The following is a 17,773-nucleotide window of genomic DNA, read 5'->3' on the forward strand; positions in this document are numbered from 1 at the left end:
GCGGTGAAGAAGTCCGTTATGACATGGCTCCTACCCTCTGCGTCCTCCCACATCTTGAAGCCCTTGTCGCTCAAGATGTCAGAGCCGGTATATCCTTTACTTGCTATACTCCGCGTTGTGATGTCTTCGGAATTTACATTGCCGAGGGTGGCGTTGCCGTCGGGGTCTATGCCTTTGTCTTTGCCGAAGCGGATGCCTTTGAGGAAGGTTATAAGACCGCGGGCGGTGTCGTCCAGCAGCCTGCTCATGAATTCCTTGTGTGTCCTCCGCGCACTGTACAGGTTTGAATCAGTCGGCTTTGTCCGGTCCCAACTGCGTATAATATCAGGAACATTGATGCTGCCCACAAGAGTACCGGCATAGTTCTTGGCGTCGGTAATGGCATCATCTATTCTTGCCATACTACCCTTTGAAAGGGCGTCACTGATTTCCAAGTCCATCTGTCCCGGCTCGTTCACTTTACGGATGATTTTCGTTATACGGCTCGCACGAAAGCCTTTCTCCGGGAAATATTCCTTGCTTTCCAACCTTATACGGCTGCCAACATATACTTCCGTGCCGGTCTCTTCCATCCATACATGGTCTGTCGGTGCTTTGTAGCGGCTAACGTCCAAGGCATGCTTCTTGTTGTACTCGTCAACCGCACTCCCGAACTCTTTCTCCGCCAGTCCGTAGTACTCGTCCGGCATACGGATGTTCCATAGGATATATTTATCCCCTTCTTTCGGCACCAGCGTGCCGCCGGGCAATTGTGTATCGTCATCATAAGGCCATATCGTGATTATCTCAAACTCCTTAGTCTTGCTGTCATAGTTCACCTCGAAATAATGGTCATTGCCGGCACCCAGCCCGGCAAGCTCGCTACCCTCCTGAAAGGACACACGTTTCACCAGTCCGCCTATCTCATAGTCGTTGGGGTCGAAACTCAGGTCGTTGTCCTTGAAGTAATATATCATAAAGGGCTTGCCGTCCTTGTCCTTGACCTTTTTCGAGCGCACGCCGGCCACGACACCGACACGCCGGGGATAGATGTCCGCAAAGGCCTTCTGCTCATAGTGGTGGATGATGCCGTACCGCTCCACGTTCACGTCCACATACTTCACGCCGTCGGGCAGCATCAGCCGGCTGTGTCCGTATTTCGCCGCGTCGATGTTGCGCGAGCTGCCTATGGGGAACAGGCGTGTATAGAACTTCGCATTGTCGGCCTTGTCTCGGTCAAGGGCCGTCAGTCCCTTGTCATACCCGAGCGTGATTTCCTCACCATGCTCGCAGCGGCACAGGTTTACAGTCTCTCCCTCTATCCACCATTCCACACCTACGGCTTCCGCCAGCTCCTTCAGCCCGTCATTGCAGTACTTGCCGGTATAGTCGATGGTCACGTTGTCTGTGCCCTCCACGGTGCCGGTCTTGAAGTTGGTCGTGCCGTCCATGCCGTCATTGATGTTCTTCACGATCAGACGCACATGGTCTATGGGACGGGCTGTCAGCGTGAACACGGCCTCGTTCCCGCCATCGCTATTGTTCAGAACGAGGAAACGCTTGATAAGGCTCTCGATACCGTACAGGCGGATACTGTATTCCCATTCTACGGAACTCTTCTCCGCAGGAACATATTTCTCCACCGCACGGTAACGCTCGCCACCATAGTCTATATAGTCGTTCACATCAACGAGAATAAATTCGTACAGAGTGAAGGAGAGATTCAGCAGGTTGTCCCCCTGTATCTCCTTTTCCTGCGTGCTGCTGTCATCTGGTTCTATGCGCGCCTTTACATTGCCGTAGCTGTCATATAGCGTAAGAATCATTTTTATATCGTTTAAATAGCGTTTGAATGATGATAAAATGGTATTATATTATCGGTTCCGGCTCACGAAAACTCACTTTATATCGGCTCGCCTGCACTCCCTCTTTCCAAAGATAGGTCAGTGTCTTGTATGAGGTACAGTCCAAATAAAACACTCTCAGCGTCAGCCTTAGTTCCGGGAAGTTTATCGCCAGCCACCCGTCCTTGCCGCTCTTCAGGAAGCGGATAAAGGCCATGTAGTTCGCCAACCACTGCTCCCGTGTCCGGGCATACTGCGCGAAGTGAAGCGTCACGTCACGCTCCGCATTGGCGGGCAACAGTGTCCCGGAGTATTTCTTTCCGTCATGCTCCCGTATGTCCACACCGATGTGTCCCTTTGTCTTGCTCGGTGCCATAATGGCGTTAAGGTTCTCCCTCCCGCCTTTCTTCTCTTCCGTCAGGAATACGCCGTACTCCTTCCAGATGTCAGTGCCGTTTATCAACACCTGTCCTTCCAATATATTGCTCATGTCATTTCATTTTTAGCCCGTCACGAATTATCTTCTTTATTTCTTCCTTAATATCCTTGAGAGATTGGGCGCTGCAGCCGGTGTTCCATTCTATCTTTTTGAGATGTTCCAGGGCTGCGCCCATTTTCCCCGCTACGTCCTCCACGTGGTCATCGATACTTGCCCAGTGCGTCTGCCCGCTGACGAACAGTCCTTCCAGCTTCGTACCCTGATCCTGACTCATCGCCATGAAAGCGCCGCTCCTGCCCGTCTGTGTCGTGCCGACGTCCTTGCCGGTCTCCTTGATGATACCCTCATTACGCAACTGCTCGATGTCATTCTTCGCATCTCTTACATACCCTTCATACTCCGCACGGAGTGCGTCAAGACGCTTACGATACTCCTCATCGGTAATCTCACCGTTTGTGCGGGTCTCGTTCAACTTGGCGAGATCTTCATACCACGCCTCCAAATTCTTCTGAAACTTCGCACCGACAAGATTATTCACAACCATCTTGTTAACCATTGCCTGCCAATTCTTGGCTATCTCATCAAAAACATCCTCCGAACCGTCTGCCAAACCATAAAGAGAATTGAGAAAATCACCAAAAACATTATCTTTCGTGGTCGTAGTCAGATTCTCATATAAAGCATCGGTTATCTCCTGCAACTTCCCCGCCTGAGCGATATAATCATTCAGTTTCTCGGCCAAACGGTCTCCATAACCACCTTTGCCCGTCTTAATTATCTGCTCCCACATATCCACGTTCGAGCGCAGCATCTTCATTTCTTCCGGACTTAGATTCCAAATGTTGCCGTCCCACTTCCTGCCCATCTGCCTGCTCAATCGGTCTATCTGTTCCTCATTAAAACCTCCCCAATAGTAATTCCAACTATGGTGGGAACCATGATACCCGGCTTGCGCCTGGGCAATATCCTTATAATTACCCGTTGTCTCTTCCTGCAGTTTCTGCGCTTCCCTTGATACTCTGATGGCGGCAGCGCCGCGGGCACTCTTCATCTCGTCCGTCAGGTCTTCTATCGCCTGCCCGAGAAGTTCGTTGCGCTTCGTCAGACGATCGATGCTCGCCGCTACCTCCGCGGCATTCGAGTTCGCAAACCATTCGCTCGGACCGTCGCTACCCAGCAAGCCCAACGTCAGGATATTCCCGACACGACCCAGAACACTGTCCAAAAGACCGCCCACTCCTTTCAACAAAATACTCTCTAATACGTGATAGAGATTTTCCGGAAGGTCGAATATCGCATCCATCAATCCGCCTATCGCGTCAAGTATGTTTGCCACCAAATCGTCTATCCATTGCAGCGAGACAAGTTCAGTAACGCTGTTCAGTATCCCGGTAACGAAACTTTTGATACCGTTCGACAGGTCAAGAATAAGTTTCGGTATCTGCGCCACGATGCCTGTCATACTGCCCATACCACCCGAAAGAACGCCCTCAATACCTCCGCCGATGACCGACAAACCTCTGCTCATCGCGCCGGACAGGCCGCTGCCAATCGTCTTCGCCATACCTTCCCCCATCTGGGGCAGTAACGAGTCAAGCACTCCTTTCAATTGGTCTGCCTGACCCGCGCTCTGCTGCAGCCCGCCGAAGCCCTCTACGCCCTGCCAGGTCTTGGCATTGCTTAGTGCTGTTGTCAGCCTGCTTGTGAAATTCGCCACCTCGTCAGAAGTACGGTTCAGTGCCGCACCGAAGTCTTCCATGCTCTCATGTGCCTTCATCGTGGCATCGCCCAGTTCCTGCGCCTTTGCCTCCAACGCCTTGTACTCCTCTTCCGTAATTTCCCCGGAGGCAAGTTTCTTCTTGCCCTCGTTCACGGCTTTTACCGCAGCCTCTTCTGTCTTCACCGCGCGGTCATATACCGCCACGCTGTCCGTGAACCGCCCTATGGCCTCGTCCAACTTCTGCCAGGTCGCGCTCTGGTCGGTACCGACATATCGCCGCATCTCCCGTATCAGGTCCGTCACCTTCTGTTGCGTCTCCGCATCGGCGTTCCGGTACTCGTCTGTCTCCACGTATGCGCGCAACTGCTCCATCATCGGTGCCATCATCTCCTTGGTCAGGTTGCCAACGCCACTGAACAAAGCATGCCAGTCTATGCCGCGGCTGATAGCCTCGAACGACATGCTCGCCTCGCGTTGCTGTTGTTCCTTCAGTATCTTCGCCTTTTGCCACCTCTTCGTAGTTTCACTAACCTCGCTCGCGTCCACATCCGCTATCTGCCGAGCCGTTTCTTGGGCGATGGCTAATTTCTGCTGCCGGAACGAACCATACTCTTTCAAATATTCGCTCATCGCCTGAACTTCTGCCCTGCGCTGCTCCAGCGTTTTCTTCCTTTCCTCTTTCTCTATCTCTTCATCGCCGGCTTTCTTTCTCTTTTCGGCAAGGGCACGACTGTCGGCAAGGGCATTCTCTTGTTCTTCCGTCAGATTTCCTTTCTGCGCCTCACGCCATTTCTTTTCCTGTGCGGCGAGTTCCTCCATTTCCTTATCATAGTTTTCCCGGATTTGACGGCGTTTCTTTTCAGAACTTTCCTCGAGCAGGTCTATCTCTGCCTGACGGTTCTTCTGCTGCAGGGCAAGCAGTTCCGCACCAATGCGTTCTTCTTCTTTATTGGCGTCTTTTCCCGTCTTCTCCTTTTTAGGCTTGTTTGGTGCGGCATGGCCGCCGATATTCGCTTTATTGCCGATAGATGCAATTTGTTTCTCCAAATCGGCTGCCCGTTTCAGATAACCGTCGCGTTCGGCCTCCAATTCTTTGGTTCTCCTGTCGTATGCCGCCTTGTTGTATCGCTCTACGGTCGAATGGCCGTCGTACATGCCGCGGCTTTCAGATTGCATAAAGAAATGTCCCGCACGGGCAAGCGGTCCCATGTCGCTTTCGGCATTGCCCGGTTTCGTGGCCTTGTGATTGCTTACTTTCTCGTCGGCTTCCACGGCCTTGTTCACCAGTGCCTGTACTTTGGCTTGAAGGAAAAGCATCTGTATGTACTGCTCGGCTTTACGGGTCAGAACGTCGTACCACTGTGCCACGGTGTCGTAATAACCGAAGGCCTCGCCGTACTTGCGGTTCATCTCATCACACTTTTTCTTCTCCTCTTCCTTGGAGCCGCAGAAGTTCTTCAGACTCTCACGGGTGGTGTCTATCTCAAAACGGGTCTTTATCATCTCCGCCCGCCCCTGTGATTCAATCTCGACACGCTCACGGGTTTTCCGCGCGGCATCGTCTTGAGCGGCAGAGTATCTGTCCCATGCCACTACCAATGCGGTTATCACCGCAGAAAGCCCCAGCGTCAGAGTGGCCATGAGTGCCGTCGCGGCGGCATTGGAGATACCAAGAGACGTGGCAAGTCGGTAATTGGCGGCAGTCAGCAGATTCTTTACTTTGGTCACGGTTACCAGACGGAATGCGCTGTCCTTGTTAAGCGCGTTGAAAAACTGCTGCAAACCCATCGTTATGGCCATGACGCTTTGCACTCTCGCCTGTACCTTCATCAGGTTTTCGTTCTCGGAAGCAAAAAGAGACATCACACCAGTGGCAGTGGTGAATGCTCCCGACAGGCCGTTCACGCCGGAGATGAACCCCTGAAGGTTCGCATCGTCGTTGGCAAGGATACTGGTCTGGGCACGCAGATCTCCCAGCGTGTCCGAGAGCCGGGCGGCTTTCTCGGACATCTGCCGGTACTCCTCGGTGTTCTGCTCGCCGTTCAGCCGCATACGTGCCATGTCGTTCTGCAACTCGCGCAACTGCATTGACAGCCGTTTGTTGCTCGCCCTGTTGCGCTCTTGTTCATAGGTCAGTCCGGAGAGTATCCCTTTCTCCTCATCAAGGGCTTTCTTCGCAGCGTTAAGATCGGCGAGAACCGCGGCTTGTGCTCTGCCGGGAGCGGCTTTTTCGTAAGCCTTTTGCAGGGAACGTATGTCTGACTCTACTTGCTTCACGACACTTTTCTGATCCTTTATCTTCTCCGTAAAACTCTTGTTTGCTGCCGCTGCCTGCTCCTCGGAAATGGTCATCCTGCGGTATTCCTGTTCCAACCGGGCAACGCCCTGACGCGCCTGTAGGTGTTCCTTCTCCAACTGCTGAAGTACCGCCGACTCCTCGGAAAGGACTTTCTTGCACGCGCTGATTTCAACGAGAAGATCCTGTTGCCCGGTACCGGGCTTCAGGGTCGACAGTTTGCGCTGCATCTTGTCCAAGTCAGAGTTCACGCCGTCAATAACCTTGCGCTGCTCGTCTATCTTCGTACTGATTGCAAGGGCGGCACGGCGGGCGGCGCCCAAAAGCTGCTCCACGCTCATCTTGCTCTTGTCGAGCCCCGCCGTAAGGTTGTCACGCATAAGGAACTCTATCTCTACCGGTTTCATTGTCTACTGTTTTAAGTTACTTTGAAAAAATCCCACAATACCCTCGGCTTCCTCCTCCGCTGTTTCATTGCAGCCTTTCCGATTAGTCCGATTAGCCGGATTGTCATCTACATACCGTGGGGCATCGCTCAGCATCATGATTAATGTCTGGAAGTTCACGCCGTTCAGGATGTAGTCCACGCTCCACCCTGTGGCGCTCGCTATCTGCCAGACAAATCCGAAAGGGCTATGGGAGCCTTCCCAACGGCTCTTTAACTCCCCTTCCTTCCGCGGCTCAGTCTCAGCCGCATCGGATTCGTCATCTCGGCCGATCTGATAATAGTCATAAAAGACTGCGTGCCCATCAGCAGCACGAACTCCCTGAAGGCTGCCTTCTGGTACTCCCACTTCATCCGGTGTCTCACAAGCCACGACAGCACACACACCGGAAGCCAACGACAATCCATCGTCAGGGCGATAATATTGCTGAGCGTCTTGCCATGACGCGCAAGAAACCGCATCTGCCCGTCAACATCCATCGCATCCAAATCGGCGGCAGTCGTATCCATCGTAAGGTACGCATGGGCTATCTTTATCTGGCGGGCAAGCGTCGGACGCTTCATCGTCAACCGGACACGAACGGGCTGCTTCCTCAATGGAATCCTTAAATCAAGGAGAGGGAGGGATACGCCCGCATCAAGCAAGGCTTCCGCTCCCTCTCGCTGGATTTTCCTGATCAATCGCTCGTCCATCACCCCTCAGCGGTATCATTGATTTCATAAGGCGCTCCGCCGTCCTCGGGCTTGTTAATCTTCAACTGGCATTCCACTTTCGACACTTCGGTCAAAGTCAGCTTGCCGCCGAGGTTCGCGAGGATGGTTCCGTTGGGAATGGTCATCGTCTGGCCGCTCACGAAATCTATTGTCCACTTGTCCCGCAACTGCACAAGGGAGGAGGGGGCTTTCCACCCCGTTACCTTCTCGTTGCCGCCGCTGCCGCTCTTCACCAGTTCGCCGCCGAGAATGTTCTTCAAGTTCTCGTAGTCCAGTTGGATAAGATTGAACGTAGGACTCACCTGGCCGTTCTTCTGCAACAGGGTCAAAACAGGGGCGTCGGGAACCTGCTCGGCTTCAACGTCGACGCTCTCGGGCTTTGTGCCGTTCCAGTCCCAGCTGCCTTTCTCGATGTAACCGATAAGGGTGCTCCCTTTCTTCACGGCTGCTATGCCGTAGATAAATTTTTTGTTCTTGATCATTTTCTCTTCAGTTTTATAAAAATTAATAATGTTCCGATCCATGCTGTACCGGACAGAAAGCCGGCACAAAAATACTCCGCACGCATGAGGAACGTGTTAACTGTACTTTCCTTTGACTCTGCTCTCAACGCTCTGCGCTCGTCGCTCAACGTTTCCAACTTGCGTTTCATGACACTGATCGTCTTGGAGTAGCTTGCGCACAACAGTTCCAGACTGTCACATCCGGCTTCAACAACCAGCTGCTCCGGCTCCTTCTCCGTCGCCGGCCTCCGTGTCACCTTCACATTCGCCTGTCCCTGACGGGCGGTGTAGCCCGCACCGGCGGGCAACTCCCGAAGACTGTCCATCATCAGCGTCAGACTCACCGTCGACATCGGAACTTTCACCGGAGTTTGCAAGGTTTCTACGACGCTCACCGTGCTGTCCGAGACGAGGCGGCTCGCCTCTCGGCTCGTGACACTCTCGCGCGTCACGCTTTTTCTGATCGACGCGCATCCGCTTAAGCACAGGACAATCATCGCTGTAACGGCAACTGTTGGCATCATCGATAGCCTTACGCAGACGGGCCATCTCGCGCTTCGTGGAATTGAGATCTTTTCTTGTTTCATTAAGTTCTTCCTTTAAAGGTTCTACTATGTTCTCAATCAATATACGGGTGGCCTGCTCAGTATTCGTTATCTTCACTGTGTCGGCCTCGGCAAGTGCCTTCTCCGCCTCCGCCTTTGCCTTTTTCAAGGCCGCGCGTATCGTAACGATCGAAATGATTGCGCCGGCAAGACTCCCGCCGAGGATTACATTCAGAATTTCACTAAGCTCCATTTCCATATATCAACTATTGATTGATTCCAATTTCTTTGAGCCACTTCCGAACGTCGAAACTCGGACAGGCCTTGTCCGCTACCTCTCTGTGGCCGATAATCTTCACTTTCGGGAAACGCCTGTGGAAGTCCAGCACGTAGGCTTTCAATGCCTCTTTCTGTGATGCTGTCCGGGTGTCTTTCGGAGTCTGGCCGTCAACGGCCAGACCTCCCACATACACCACGTGACGGCTCACACTGTTGTAGCCCGCGGCGCCGTTCGTTACCTCCCAAGGATCCACCTGCGCGTCCTCGTTGTTCTTCACCAGACGCTCCACACGGCCGTCCGGATGCACCATGTCCGTGTAACCCACCTGCCGCCAGCCGCGGCCGCCCTTGCTTACGGGGGCGGTGTGCCAGTGCCGTATCTCCGCAGAACTTACCTCACGGCCCTCGGGCGTGGCGGTGCAGTGGATTACAAGGTATTTCAGAGGCTTACTCATCGCCTCCCTGATTTGAATTTGAACTCTGCTCTTGGGCAGATGCTCCGGTATCCGGATTTTCGTCCGTACCGTCCTCGCTTCCGTACGGATGTACGCCGCCTTCCTCTGTACCGAGGATATGCGCGGGGGCTGTCTTGCCCTTGAACTCCTTGCACAGACCGCGGTCTATGAGCGACCGGCCGCGGTCTTTGTCTCTCACTTCCAAAATTGTATCCGGGTTGTACACGGTTACGTGGTCGTCCTTGTCACGGAACGTACTTGTTACTTTCAGTTTCATACGCTTGTATCTGTTTTTATGGTTTTACTTATCCTTCGGGAAGGCTGGGGTCCTTGTGTCCGCTCATCATAACGGCGCCGGCGTCTGCCTTTTTGGGCATGCAGATGAAGTAGTGGCGGAAGTTGATCTTGTTTCTCTGATATTCAGGATCGGTGGATGCCTCGCTGTAGTACATCTTGGTGGAACCGGTGGCCTTGAACACACGCGGCGCATGGAAGGCGAACGAGCATTGGAACTCGCCGGTCGCGCCGACCGCGCCCACTTCCTTTTTCTTGCCCGCGATAGTGTACAGCGGGTTGTTCCCAAACTCGTAGATGTCAAAGCCGTAAAGCCTGCCCACCGTGCCGTCGTTGCGGTTGATGTTGTACTGCTCCTTGAACACCTGCGATACTTCCAACAGGTCGTTGGCATGGTCGCTGCAGAGAACTAAACGACGGCCCTGCGAAGGTACTTTCAACTTGTCCAACGAACGCTTAAGGCTAAGCAGGTCCCCCGCCGTCATCTTCAGGCGTCCCGTAACCGGATCGCGCTTGCCGGTAGTCTTCAGCACGGGAGTGGTCGCGCTGTCTTCCTTAGCGCACAAAGCGTGGGCGGCCTTGGCAAATTTCGAGTCGTTTATGGAGTTGCCGTGACTCTCCTTTACACGGGACATCTTGTCATAACTCAATGCGTGGAGCTCGTCGTCCGTGATGGGCGTTACCTTCGTCTGGAACTTGTCCAGCTTGATGGCGATGTCCTTGTCGTCCAACGCCTGCAAGGGGATGGGATAGGTGGTGTTGTTGATCAGCACATCGGGGTCTACGCCGACCTCCACAAGGTGGATGACATCGTTGTTCACGATACTCGAATTGTCGGGAATGCCGTCGAGGAAAGTCGCTTCCAGACCACGGCGAAGATGCTTCACCAGCTCGCCCGTCCATATCTCGGTATACACACCCGCACGGAGACTGCCGGAGGGAGCCGCATGTCCGATCACGGCGGCAAGCACATTCATGCCGACGGCGCCCGTAAGGGGCGACAGGCCGGCGGCGGCGGCAAGGGTGCCGCCCATGAGGCAGTTAAAAAGGACTGCCGCAAACATTACAATCAATCTTGTCATTGCTTTCTCATTTTTATTGTTATACATTTGGATTTCACAATTGTCGGGCAAACGGGGACAGAGCCCAACTTGTTCCGGCTTTGTCGGGAGCGACCGACATTCGCGATATTATATATCGCAATCAAAGCCGTATTCGGCCTTGTACAGCCTCTTGTACTCGTCGGGCTTCTCGGCACGAATCTTCTCCAATTCCTCGGCAGGCACATCGCTCAACTTTTTGTATTCGGCAATCCCGCCGCCGGTGCCTCCGCCGCGACTGCCCACGAAAGAACTCAACTTCAAGCGTGGAGACATCGCGTCGAAGGTGGCTTTCAGCTCTTCCGCACCAATCTTCTTTCCCAGTTCCAGGAACTGTTGTTTCTTGTCATCGCCGATTTTCTTCTCGGCGACGGCGGCGTTCACAAGCGTTTCAATACGCGCGGCACGAAGAGTGTCGCGTTCCTTGCGCAGACTCTCCGCCTCCGCGTCTTTGGCCTTCAGCCTTGCCAGTTCCGCACTGATGGCAGATTCGTCGGCATCTTTCGCCAGACCTAACTCAAGGGCTAATTTCTCTTGATCCATTTCTTTTCTTTTTTTATTGTTCTTAATATGCAGTGGCGGCAACACGTCTGCCGCATCCTTGCCTAATGTCAGTCGCACACCGTCCTTGTGCAATGCTATGGCGTCATCGTTCGCGCCGATGTCCACCAACGACACCTCGAACAGTTTGCTTTTAGTGATGGTTGGGGCGCGCTGGCCCCGGACAAGGAATTTCGGATCCTCGCTGGTCTCGACAATGTCAATGCCCACACTCACCATTTTCAACGAACCGAATTCCCATTGTTTCTTGCAACGACGGCTCAACTCCGTGGCCTCGTCGAAAACCAACTCGCCGGTTACCTCGTCGCCTTCAACCTTAAGGTCTCTCACCAAACCGATAACCTCACCGCGCTCGTGCATGTACAACAACACGGGATTCCTGTTATACTGTTCCACATTCATGCCCGAGGTCAGCACTCGCGTACCGTAACAGTTCAGACTTTCATTGCTGATTCTTACTCTCTTTCCTTTGCTCATTTCTTTCGATGTATATGTTGTGCCATGGCACAACTGAATTCTTGTTTTTTTTATCTGCAATGGCCGAGCATAACCGACCATTGACGATGCAATATTACTAACTAAATACTTGACTTCCAAATAATTATGAAACCGCTGCGGCATATACCGCACCACCTTCCGCATTATTTGTTCCTCTCGGCGAAAAACCCCAACTTTGCACTATATTAAATACATATTCAAATATTATATGAACAGAAAAGATACAGAACAGAAAAAGAATATCGGAAGGGCTCTCTACCTCTCCGGTATGGAACAGACCGAGATTGCAGAACAACTCGGGATCTCGCGAGTTACCGTTTCCAAATGGTGCACATCGGAAGGGTGGAAGGAGGCAAGAGCTGCTAAGAACATCTCACGGCCGGAACTGGTCAACAAACTTCTACTTGCAATTGACAACCTCATCGGGCAGGTCAATGCATCAGGCGCCCCCGAAGCAATAGGAACACTCGCAGACAAATTGTCAAAACTGTCGGCAACCATAGAGAAACTCGATAAAAAGGCGAACGTCATCGACGCTATCGAGGTATTCATGGCTTTTAACCGCTGGATTCAGGACCAGGCGTCCTACGACCCGGAGATTACCCCGGAGCTTATCAAGGCAATCAACAAGTACCAGAACAAGTTCCTCATGGAGCGTATGCAGACCCCGTCCACATTATAGTATCACGCTATGGCGACAATATCTGAGCTCAAAAAGATACGGCAGGAGTGGCAGGAGCACTGCCGGCAGATACAGTCCATTACGGACACCAAAAGCCTTGTCCGCGAGAACTACGTGCAGAAAGAGCGGCGCATATGCCGCCTCCGGAAGGACTATGCCGCATTCTGCGAGTATTACTTCCCTCACTTCCTGCAGCTGCGCGACAAGGTTACGGGCGAGATTATCCGTACCATCCGCAATGCGCCGTTCCACAACGCCGCTGCCGCAAAGGTGAAGAACACGCCGAACCTCAAGGCCGTGTTCAAATGGCCGCGCGGGCATGCCAAGTCTACCCACATGGACATCTTCACTCCGCTGTGGCTCATGTTCCAGCCCAAGAGGCTCATCAATTTCATGGTGCTCGTCGGAAAGTCAGAGGACAGCGCAAACCGGCTCCTCGGTGACATTCAGGCGGAGCTCCAGTATAACAAACGCATCATCGCCGACTTCGGGAAACAGATGTCTATGGGAGACTGGACCGAAGGAGAATTCAGCACAAAGGACGGAGTACATTTCCTTGCGTGCGGTCGTGGACAGTCGCCGCGTGGCCTCCGCAAGCGTGAGGCACGACCCGACTATATCGTCATCGACGACCTTGATGACGACGAGCTATGCCGGAACGAACGCCGCGTGCGCGAACTCACAGATTGGGTGAAGGAAGCCCTCTTCGGTGCACTCGATGTGGGGCGCGGACGCTTCATTATGGTCGGGAACCTTATCTCGAAGACATCCGTACTGGCAAACATATGCAAGACAAAGGGCGTGCATGTATCAACAATATATGCCGTGGATGGCGAGGGCAATCCCGTATGGCGCGAGAAATGGACAAAGGAGGAAGCCCGCGGATATGCCGAGTTCGTGGGCTATCGTGCATGGAACAAGGAGATGATGCACAACCCAATTGTCGAGGGAACCGTCTTCCGGCAGGAATGGATACGATGGGCAAAGCGGCCGGCATGGAAAGACTTCTCCGAATTTGTACTCTACATAGACCCGTCCTGGAAAAGCAAGAAGACCAACGACACAAAGGCCGCCAAGCTCTGGGGAAAGCATGGTACCGACCTGTGGCACCTCCGCGCTTTCGTGCGCAAGGCGTCTGTTGCCGAACTCGTACGATGGTGCTACGACCTATACGAATGGAGCCGGGAAATCGGCATTGCCATACGCTTTGCCATCGAGGCAAGCTTCATGCAGGACATTCTGCTCGATGAGTTCACAACAGAGGGGGAACTCCGAGGTTACCAACTGCCCATTACCGGCGATACACGCAAGAAGCCCGACAAGTTCCAGCGGGTAGAGGCAATAAGCCCGCTATGGGAAAGGGGATTTGTCTACTACGACATATCACAGAAGGAGGACCCCGACATGCAGGCGGGTGTCGAACAGACGCTCGCATTCGAGAAAGGTATGGCTGGCAACGACGACGCGCCCGACGCGGACGAGGGGGCCGTCTATATACTTCAGAAGAATACAAGACAGCGGATTTATTCACCGAGGTTCGGAAAACGGCCGACCTCAAAAAACCAATGGTAAATAACATGATACGGCTTATAAAAGACATTATCTTCGGCTTCCGCTTCAGGCGGGCCGTCAGGAAGGCAGACCGGTTTCACCATATCACGCACCGAAAGTACATGGTGCTGGTCATCAACAAAAAACTCGTGGTTCTCTCCAAACAGGAGGTGGGAAAGTTTGTGGAAAACGGCGTTTTCAAAAAGGGAACTGCCGTAGGGGATATTGAGACTAAGGCGTTATATATAACAATGTAGAATTATGTTTGTAACAGAGCAGGATTATAAAGTCGTAATAGGCGAACAGGCACTGAAAGTCATATCGCAGATCAGTAACGAGAACAGGGAAAACGCAGAGACGGAGGCGGTGGAGGAGATTGCGGCATACCTACGGCCCAAGTATGACACGGAGGCCGTATTCGGCGCGGCAGGAAAACAAAGGAACAAACTGGTGGTGATGTACACATGCGACATCGCAATTTACCACATGGCGGCGTCGGCACCGCAGAAAATGGGAATGGAGATACGGAAGGAAAGATACGAAAGGGCGGTAAAGTGGCTCGAAGGGGTACAGGCGGGAAAGATTGTGCCGGATCTGCCGCTCGCCATAGGGGAGAACGGCGAACCCGTCGGTATACCGATGGTGTACGGATGTCAAAAAAAACTGAAACATAACTGGTAAAGTAAACACTGCGTTAAAAGGTTAGAGAATATGGGAAAAAACAGAAATAAAGGCGACAAAACGCTGCTGCAAACACCCTTCGGAACGCTGAGGCTCGCAAAGAACGTCGCGAAACGCTTCCGGAAAACCGTAATGGAACTGCAACGGACTACCGATTCGCTGACAAGAAAGGACATAGGGGACTGGCGCATGGCGTGGCAGATGGCAATAAATGTCGAAAACCCGAACCGGCAGCGCCTATACGACATTTACAGAGATGTCGAGATAGACCTCCACCTCGCGGGATGCATACGGCAGAGAGAGGGATTCGTCATGGCGAGATCATTCAAATTGGTAAACGGGAAAGGAGAGGAGGACCAAAAAGCCGCGGAATGGTTCAACACGGAATGGTTCAAACAACTGATGAAATTCGCACTCGATGCGAACTACTGGGGACACTCGCTCATAGAACTGGGGGATGTCACAACAGACACCAACGGAAGAAAATGCTACGAATGGGCGAGACTTGTTCCCAGAAAACACGTCAGTCCGGAATACGGAAGGGTGGTGGAACAACTGGGAGACGACTGGGAAAAGGGCGTAGACTACCGAAGCCCGGAGATTGCACAATGGCTCATAGAGGTCGGACAGCCGGACAACCTCGGACTTTTCCTCAAAGCGGCGACGCAGACAATACCCAAGAAGAACGCATTGGCGTTCTGGGACACGTTCGCGGAGATATTCGGAATGCCAATGCGCATAGCGAGGACAACATCACGGGACGGCAAGGAACTCGCAAAAATGGAGAAGATGATGGCAGACATGGGAACCGAAGGATGGGCTATATTTCAACAGGGAACGGAGATAGAGGTCGTGGAATCTTCAAAAGGGGATGCTTTCAATGTATACGACAGACGCATAGACAGGGCTAACTCCGAACTCTCGAAACTCATCATAGGACAGACTATGACAATCGAGGACGGATCCTCGATGTCACAGTCGGAAACACATCTCGAGGTTTTCCAAAACCTCGTGGAGGCAGACTGCGACATGATCCGTGACATGGTAAACAACCAACTCATACCGAGAATGATAAAACACGGATTCCCGATAAAAGGAATACACTTCGAGTGGGACTACGGCATAGACTACACACCCGAGCAGCAGGTCGCATACGAGCAACTCGTGCTGGACAACTACGAGGTGGACCCGGCATACTTCCAGGAGAAATACAACATGCCTGTAGGAGAACGAAGACAACAGGTGCCCGTTATTGGCTCAACACCTCCCGACGATGGAGGCGAAGAAACTAAGGGAAACAAAAAGCAACATACGGCAAAACCACAACCTTTTTTCGACTGAGCCCCTCTGACTACGAGGGGCTGCACGAACGCTATGCCCGTCTGCTTGGAAAATCCGCACTGAAGGCTGCATTCAGCCGCGAGGAGGAAGAACGGATAAACCAAATACGCCAAGAACTCTCCACGCTCTTCGAGGGAATGATGCAGACGCTACACAAGGTCGAGGGCGCGCAGTTCCGCATTGAGATTCTGGAGACGCCTAAAATGCGGGACTTCATTGAGGCACATGCCGCGGTACTCGACTCTTCATTCCAAAAGGTGGAGATGTCAGACATCATGCGCCGACGTCTCGAGCGCTCAAACTATATCTTCTCGGGCATGAAGACTTTCCACGAGCTCAACGAGGCGTTCCCGTCGCTACTCGACGAGAACGGAAATAGAAAACCGTTCGAACAGTTTTTGAATGACGTTCAGAAGATAGACAAGACCTATAATGCAAACTACCTCCGGGCCGAGTACAACTTCGTCCAGGCATCGGCACAGATGGCGGCCAAATGGGAGAACTTCATGCGCGACGGCGACCGGTACAACCTACAGTACCGAACAGCAGGCGACAAAAAGGTGCGGCCAACACACGCTTCCCTCAACCGTGTGACGCTCCCAATAACCGACACGTTCTGGGAAGAGTTCTGCCCCCCGAACGGATGGAACTGTTTTATAGAAGGAACACCTATACTTACCGCTAAAGGCTGGCAAAGCATAGAATCTATAAAAAAAGGGGATTTAGTCTATGGGGGAAGTGGACACCTCCGTAAAGTAACTGCCGTGATGACCAGACCTACGGAAGAACAAATTGTCACTATCCTTACCGATAGGAACTCTGCCACATGCACCGAAAATCACAGATTTTGCACACATCGAGGATGGGTCAGAGCGGCGGACTTGAAGACGGGAGATATAATCATCCAACTGGGAAAAGTCTCCTTTACCTACGTATGCGTTAACGCAATACACAACATGACGGCACTTTTCCGCAAAGCACGCATGGCGTTCAAAGGAAAGGGGAAAGCAGTTACGGCCTTGACAATCAACAATCAAATCAAGGCTGCGGATATAAAAGTCAGCAACAAAACGGCCGAAAAGAACGCGACTGTCAAAATGCAGACCAAGCCGGGCAAGATGATCACCAAGCATTCGTTCGAATGCAGAAAGGGGAGTACGCAAAGCGCTCATACGTTCGGGATGCAACGCACGGGTTCGTTTACTTGCCATGACGGCACGATGGCTTACATCGGGACGAAGAAGAGAACTACTGGTCTTAAGTTTCTCGGCTACTTGACGGACAAGAGCGCTGTTGGCTTTAGTCTTGCCTTGACGGACATGCTTACCCGATTCTGCCAAACGATGGTTCGTGGCAGCAAGAAGACTACTTGCCATCGAACGACGGGAAGGATTATCAATCCACTGCGCACGGACAGCATCGCTGCCGTGACGGACAGGAATTCCATATTGATGCAGGACTCGACAAACAGTACGCCCATTGATATGCCAATGCTTGCTCAGCCATCGAAAACTACGATGCTCTGTAAGATAGCGAAGTTGGCAGGCATCAAGAATATCGCAGCCTTCAAGGGCTTCAATTCGTTCTATAACTTCATTCGTAACACCTTTTTTCATAACAACTATTCTATAGTTCTTGACAAAGTTACAAAAAATAAGGGAAAAACAATGGTTTATAACATAGAAGTTGAAGAGGATGAGTCATATATTACGAAGATTGGCATAGCGCACAACTGTCGCTGTACAGTCGTACAAGTCCTAAAAGACAAATATCCCGTTACGCCGCACGACGAGGCAATGGCACTCGGAGAAGAGGCAACGGGCAAAGACACCAAAGGTATATTCCG

The 17,773-nt window shown here is 52.5% G+C and carries 15 protein-coding genes and 1 pseudogene; 6 read left to right on the plus strand and 10 right to left on the minus strand.

Features of this window, described 5'->3' with window-relative positions:
* From EII32_RS10365 to EII32_RS10420, 10 genes and pseudogenes are all read right to left on the minus strand, one after another.
* Positions 1-1,805 (minus strand): annotated as a pseudogene (locus EII32_RS10365) (hypothetical protein); the annotation flags it as partial.
* A gap of 43 nt (positions 1,806-1,848) precedes the next feature.
* Positions 1,849-2,313, minus strand: a complete 465-nt coding sequence (locus EII32_RS10370; protein ID WP_125235334.1) for a hypothetical protein — start codon at positions 2,311-2,313, stop codon at positions 1,849-1,851.
* Between the two features lies 1 nt (position 2,314).
* Entirely contained in the window at positions 2,315-6,685 is a 4,371-nt protein-coding gene (locus EII32_RS10375; RefSeq protein WP_125235335.1) for a hypothetical protein, read from the minus strand.
* Between the two features lie 251 nt (positions 6,686-6,936).
* Complete coding sequence (locus EII32_RS10385; RefSeq protein ID WP_125235336.1) at positions 6,937-7,416, minus strand: hypothetical protein; 480 nt, start codon at positions 7,414-7,416, stop codon at positions 6,937-6,939.
* On the minus strand, positions 7,416-7,919 hold the full coding sequence (locus EII32_RS10390; RefSeq protein WP_125235347.1) for a hypothetical protein: 504 nt from the start codon (positions 7,917-7,919) through the stop codon (positions 7,416-7,418). The genes EII32_RS10385 and EII32_RS10390 overlap by 1 nt, the downstream gene beginning before the upstream one ends.
* 228 nt (positions 7,920-8,147) lie before the next feature.
* Positions 8,148-8,744 (minus strand): hypothetical protein, encoded by a 597-nt coding sequence (locus tag EII32_RS12850; protein WP_233582381.1) that lies wholly within the window; start codon positions 8,742-8,744, stop codon positions 8,148-8,150.
* A 7-nt stretch (positions 8,745-8,751) separates the two neighbouring features.
* Entirely contained in the window at positions 8,752-9,219 is a 468-nt protein-coding gene (locus tag EII32_RS10405) for an N-acetylmuramoyl-L-alanine amidase (protein WP_125235337.1), read from the minus strand.
* Positions 9,212-9,496 (minus strand): hypothetical protein, encoded by a 285-nt coding sequence (locus tag EII32_RS10410; protein WP_125235338.1) that lies wholly within the window; start codon positions 9,494-9,496, stop codon positions 9,212-9,214. Before EII32_RS10410 ends, EII32_RS10405 begins: the two co-directional genes overlap by 8 nt.
* Before the next feature lie 28 nt (positions 9,497-9,524).
* Entirely contained in the window at positions 9,525-10,622 is a 1,098-nt protein-coding gene (locus tag EII32_RS10415) for a hypothetical protein (RefSeq protein ID WP_125235339.1), read from the minus strand.
* An 81-nt stretch (positions 10,623-10,703) separates the two neighbouring features.
* Positions 10,704-11,651 carry an HK97 family phage prohead protease gene (locus tag EII32_RS10420; RefSeq protein WP_125235340.1) on the minus strand — a complete coding sequence of 316 codons (948 nt, stop codon included), beginning with the start codon at positions 11,649-11,651 and terminating at the stop codon, positions 10,704-10,706.
* Between the two features lie 229 nt (positions 11,652-11,880).
* Here EII32_RS10420 and EII32_RS10425 point away from each other — a divergent pair, with 229 nt between their 5' ends.
* The 6 genes from EII32_RS10425 to EII32_RS12855 all read left to right on the plus strand — a co-directional run.
* Positions 11,881-12,354, plus strand: a complete 474-nt coding sequence (locus EII32_RS10425) for a terminase gpP N-terminus-related DNA-binding protein (RefSeq protein ID WP_125235341.1) — start codon at positions 11,881-11,883, stop codon at positions 12,352-12,354.
* Between the two features lie 9 nt (positions 12,355-12,363).
* Complete coding sequence (locus tag EII32_RS10430; RefSeq protein WP_125235342.1) at positions 12,364-13,926, plus strand: hypothetical protein; 1,563 nt, start codon at positions 12,364-12,366, stop codon at positions 13,924-13,926.
* Positions 13,920-14,162, plus strand: a complete 243-nt coding sequence (locus EII32_RS10435) for a hypothetical protein (RefSeq protein ID WP_233582382.1) — start codon at positions 13,920-13,922, stop codon at positions 14,160-14,162. The genes EII32_RS10430 and EII32_RS10435 overlap by 7 nt, the downstream gene beginning before the upstream one ends.
* 4 nt (positions 14,163-14,166) lie before the next feature.
* Positions 14,167-14,586 (plus strand): phage protein Gp36 family protein, encoded by a 420-nt coding sequence (locus EII32_RS10440; RefSeq protein WP_125235344.1) that lies wholly within the window; start codon positions 14,167-14,169, stop codon positions 14,584-14,586.
* A gap of 30 nt (positions 14,587-14,616) precedes the next feature.
* A complete protein-coding gene (locus tag EII32_RS10445) occupies positions 14,617-15,927 on the plus strand; it encodes a DUF935 family protein (protein ID WP_125235345.1) in 1,311 nt (436 codons plus the stop codon).
* 137 nt (positions 15,928-16,064) lie between these two features.
* Positions 16,065-17,773, plus strand: a 1,709-nt coding sequence (locus EII32_RS12855; protein WP_410524582.1) for a phage minor head protein, incomplete at its 3' end; no start/stop codon positions are given.

The sequence above is a fragment of the Prevotella sp. OH937_COT-195 genome (assembly GCF_003932845.1).
Classification (GTDB): Bacteria; Bacteroidota; Bacteroidia; order Bacteroidales; family Bacteroidaceae; genus Prevotella.

Bases quoted from the DNA above. Each gene is read 5' to 3' on its own strand.
- EII32_RS10370 (WP_125235334.1), bottom strand. From the start codon at position 2,313: ATGAGCAATATATTGGAAGGACAGGTGTTGATAAACGGCACTGACATC.
- EII32_RS10375 (WP_125235335.1), bottom strand. From the start codon at position 6,685: ATGAAACCGGTAGAGATAGAGTTCCTTATGCGTGACAACCTTACGGCG.
- EII32_RS10385 (WP_125235336.1), bottom strand. From the start codon at position 7,416: ATGGACGAGCGATTGATCAGGAAAATCCAGCGAGAGGGAGCGGAAGCC.
- EII32_RS10390 (WP_125235347.1), bottom strand. From the start codon at position 7,919: ATGATCAAGAACAAAAAATTTATCTACGGCATAGCAGCCGTGAAGAAA.
- EII32_RS12850 (WP_233582381.1), bottom strand. From the start codon at position 8,744: ATGGAAATGGAGCTTAGTGAAATTCTGAATGTAATCCTCGGCGGGAGT.
- EII32_RS10405 (WP_125235337.1), bottom strand. From the start codon at position 9,219: ATGAGTAAGCCTCTGAAATACCTTGTAATCCACTGCACCGCCACGCCC.
- EII32_RS10410 (WP_125235338.1), bottom strand. From the start codon at position 9,496: ATGAAACTGAAAGTAACAAGTACGTTCCGTGACAAGGACGACCACGTA.
- EII32_RS10415 (WP_125235339.1), bottom strand. From the start codon at position 10,622: ATGTATAACAATAAAAATGAGAAAGCAATGACAAGATTGATTGTAATG.
- EII32_RS10420 (WP_125235340.1), bottom strand. From the start codon at position 11,651: ATGAGCAAAGGAAAGAGAGTAAGAATCAGCAATGAAAGTCTGAACTGT.
- EII32_RS10425 (WP_125235341.1), top strand. From the start codon at position 11,881: ATGAACAGAAAAGATACAGAACAGAAAAAGAATATCGGAAGGGCTCTC.
- EII32_RS10430 (WP_125235342.1), top strand. From the start codon at position 12,364: ATGGCGACAATATCTGAGCTCAAAAAGATACGGCAGGAGTGGCAGGAG.
- EII32_RS10435 (WP_233582382.1), top strand. From the start codon at position 13,920: ATGGTAAATAACATGATACGGCTTATAAAAGACATTATCTTCGGCTTC.
- EII32_RS10440 (WP_125235344.1), top strand. From the start codon at position 14,167: ATGTTTGTAACAGAGCAGGATTATAAAGTCGTAATAGGCGAACAGGCA.
- EII32_RS10445 (WP_125235345.1), top strand. From the start codon at position 14,617: ATGGGAAAAAACAGAAATAAAGGCGACAAAACGCTGCTGCAAACACCC.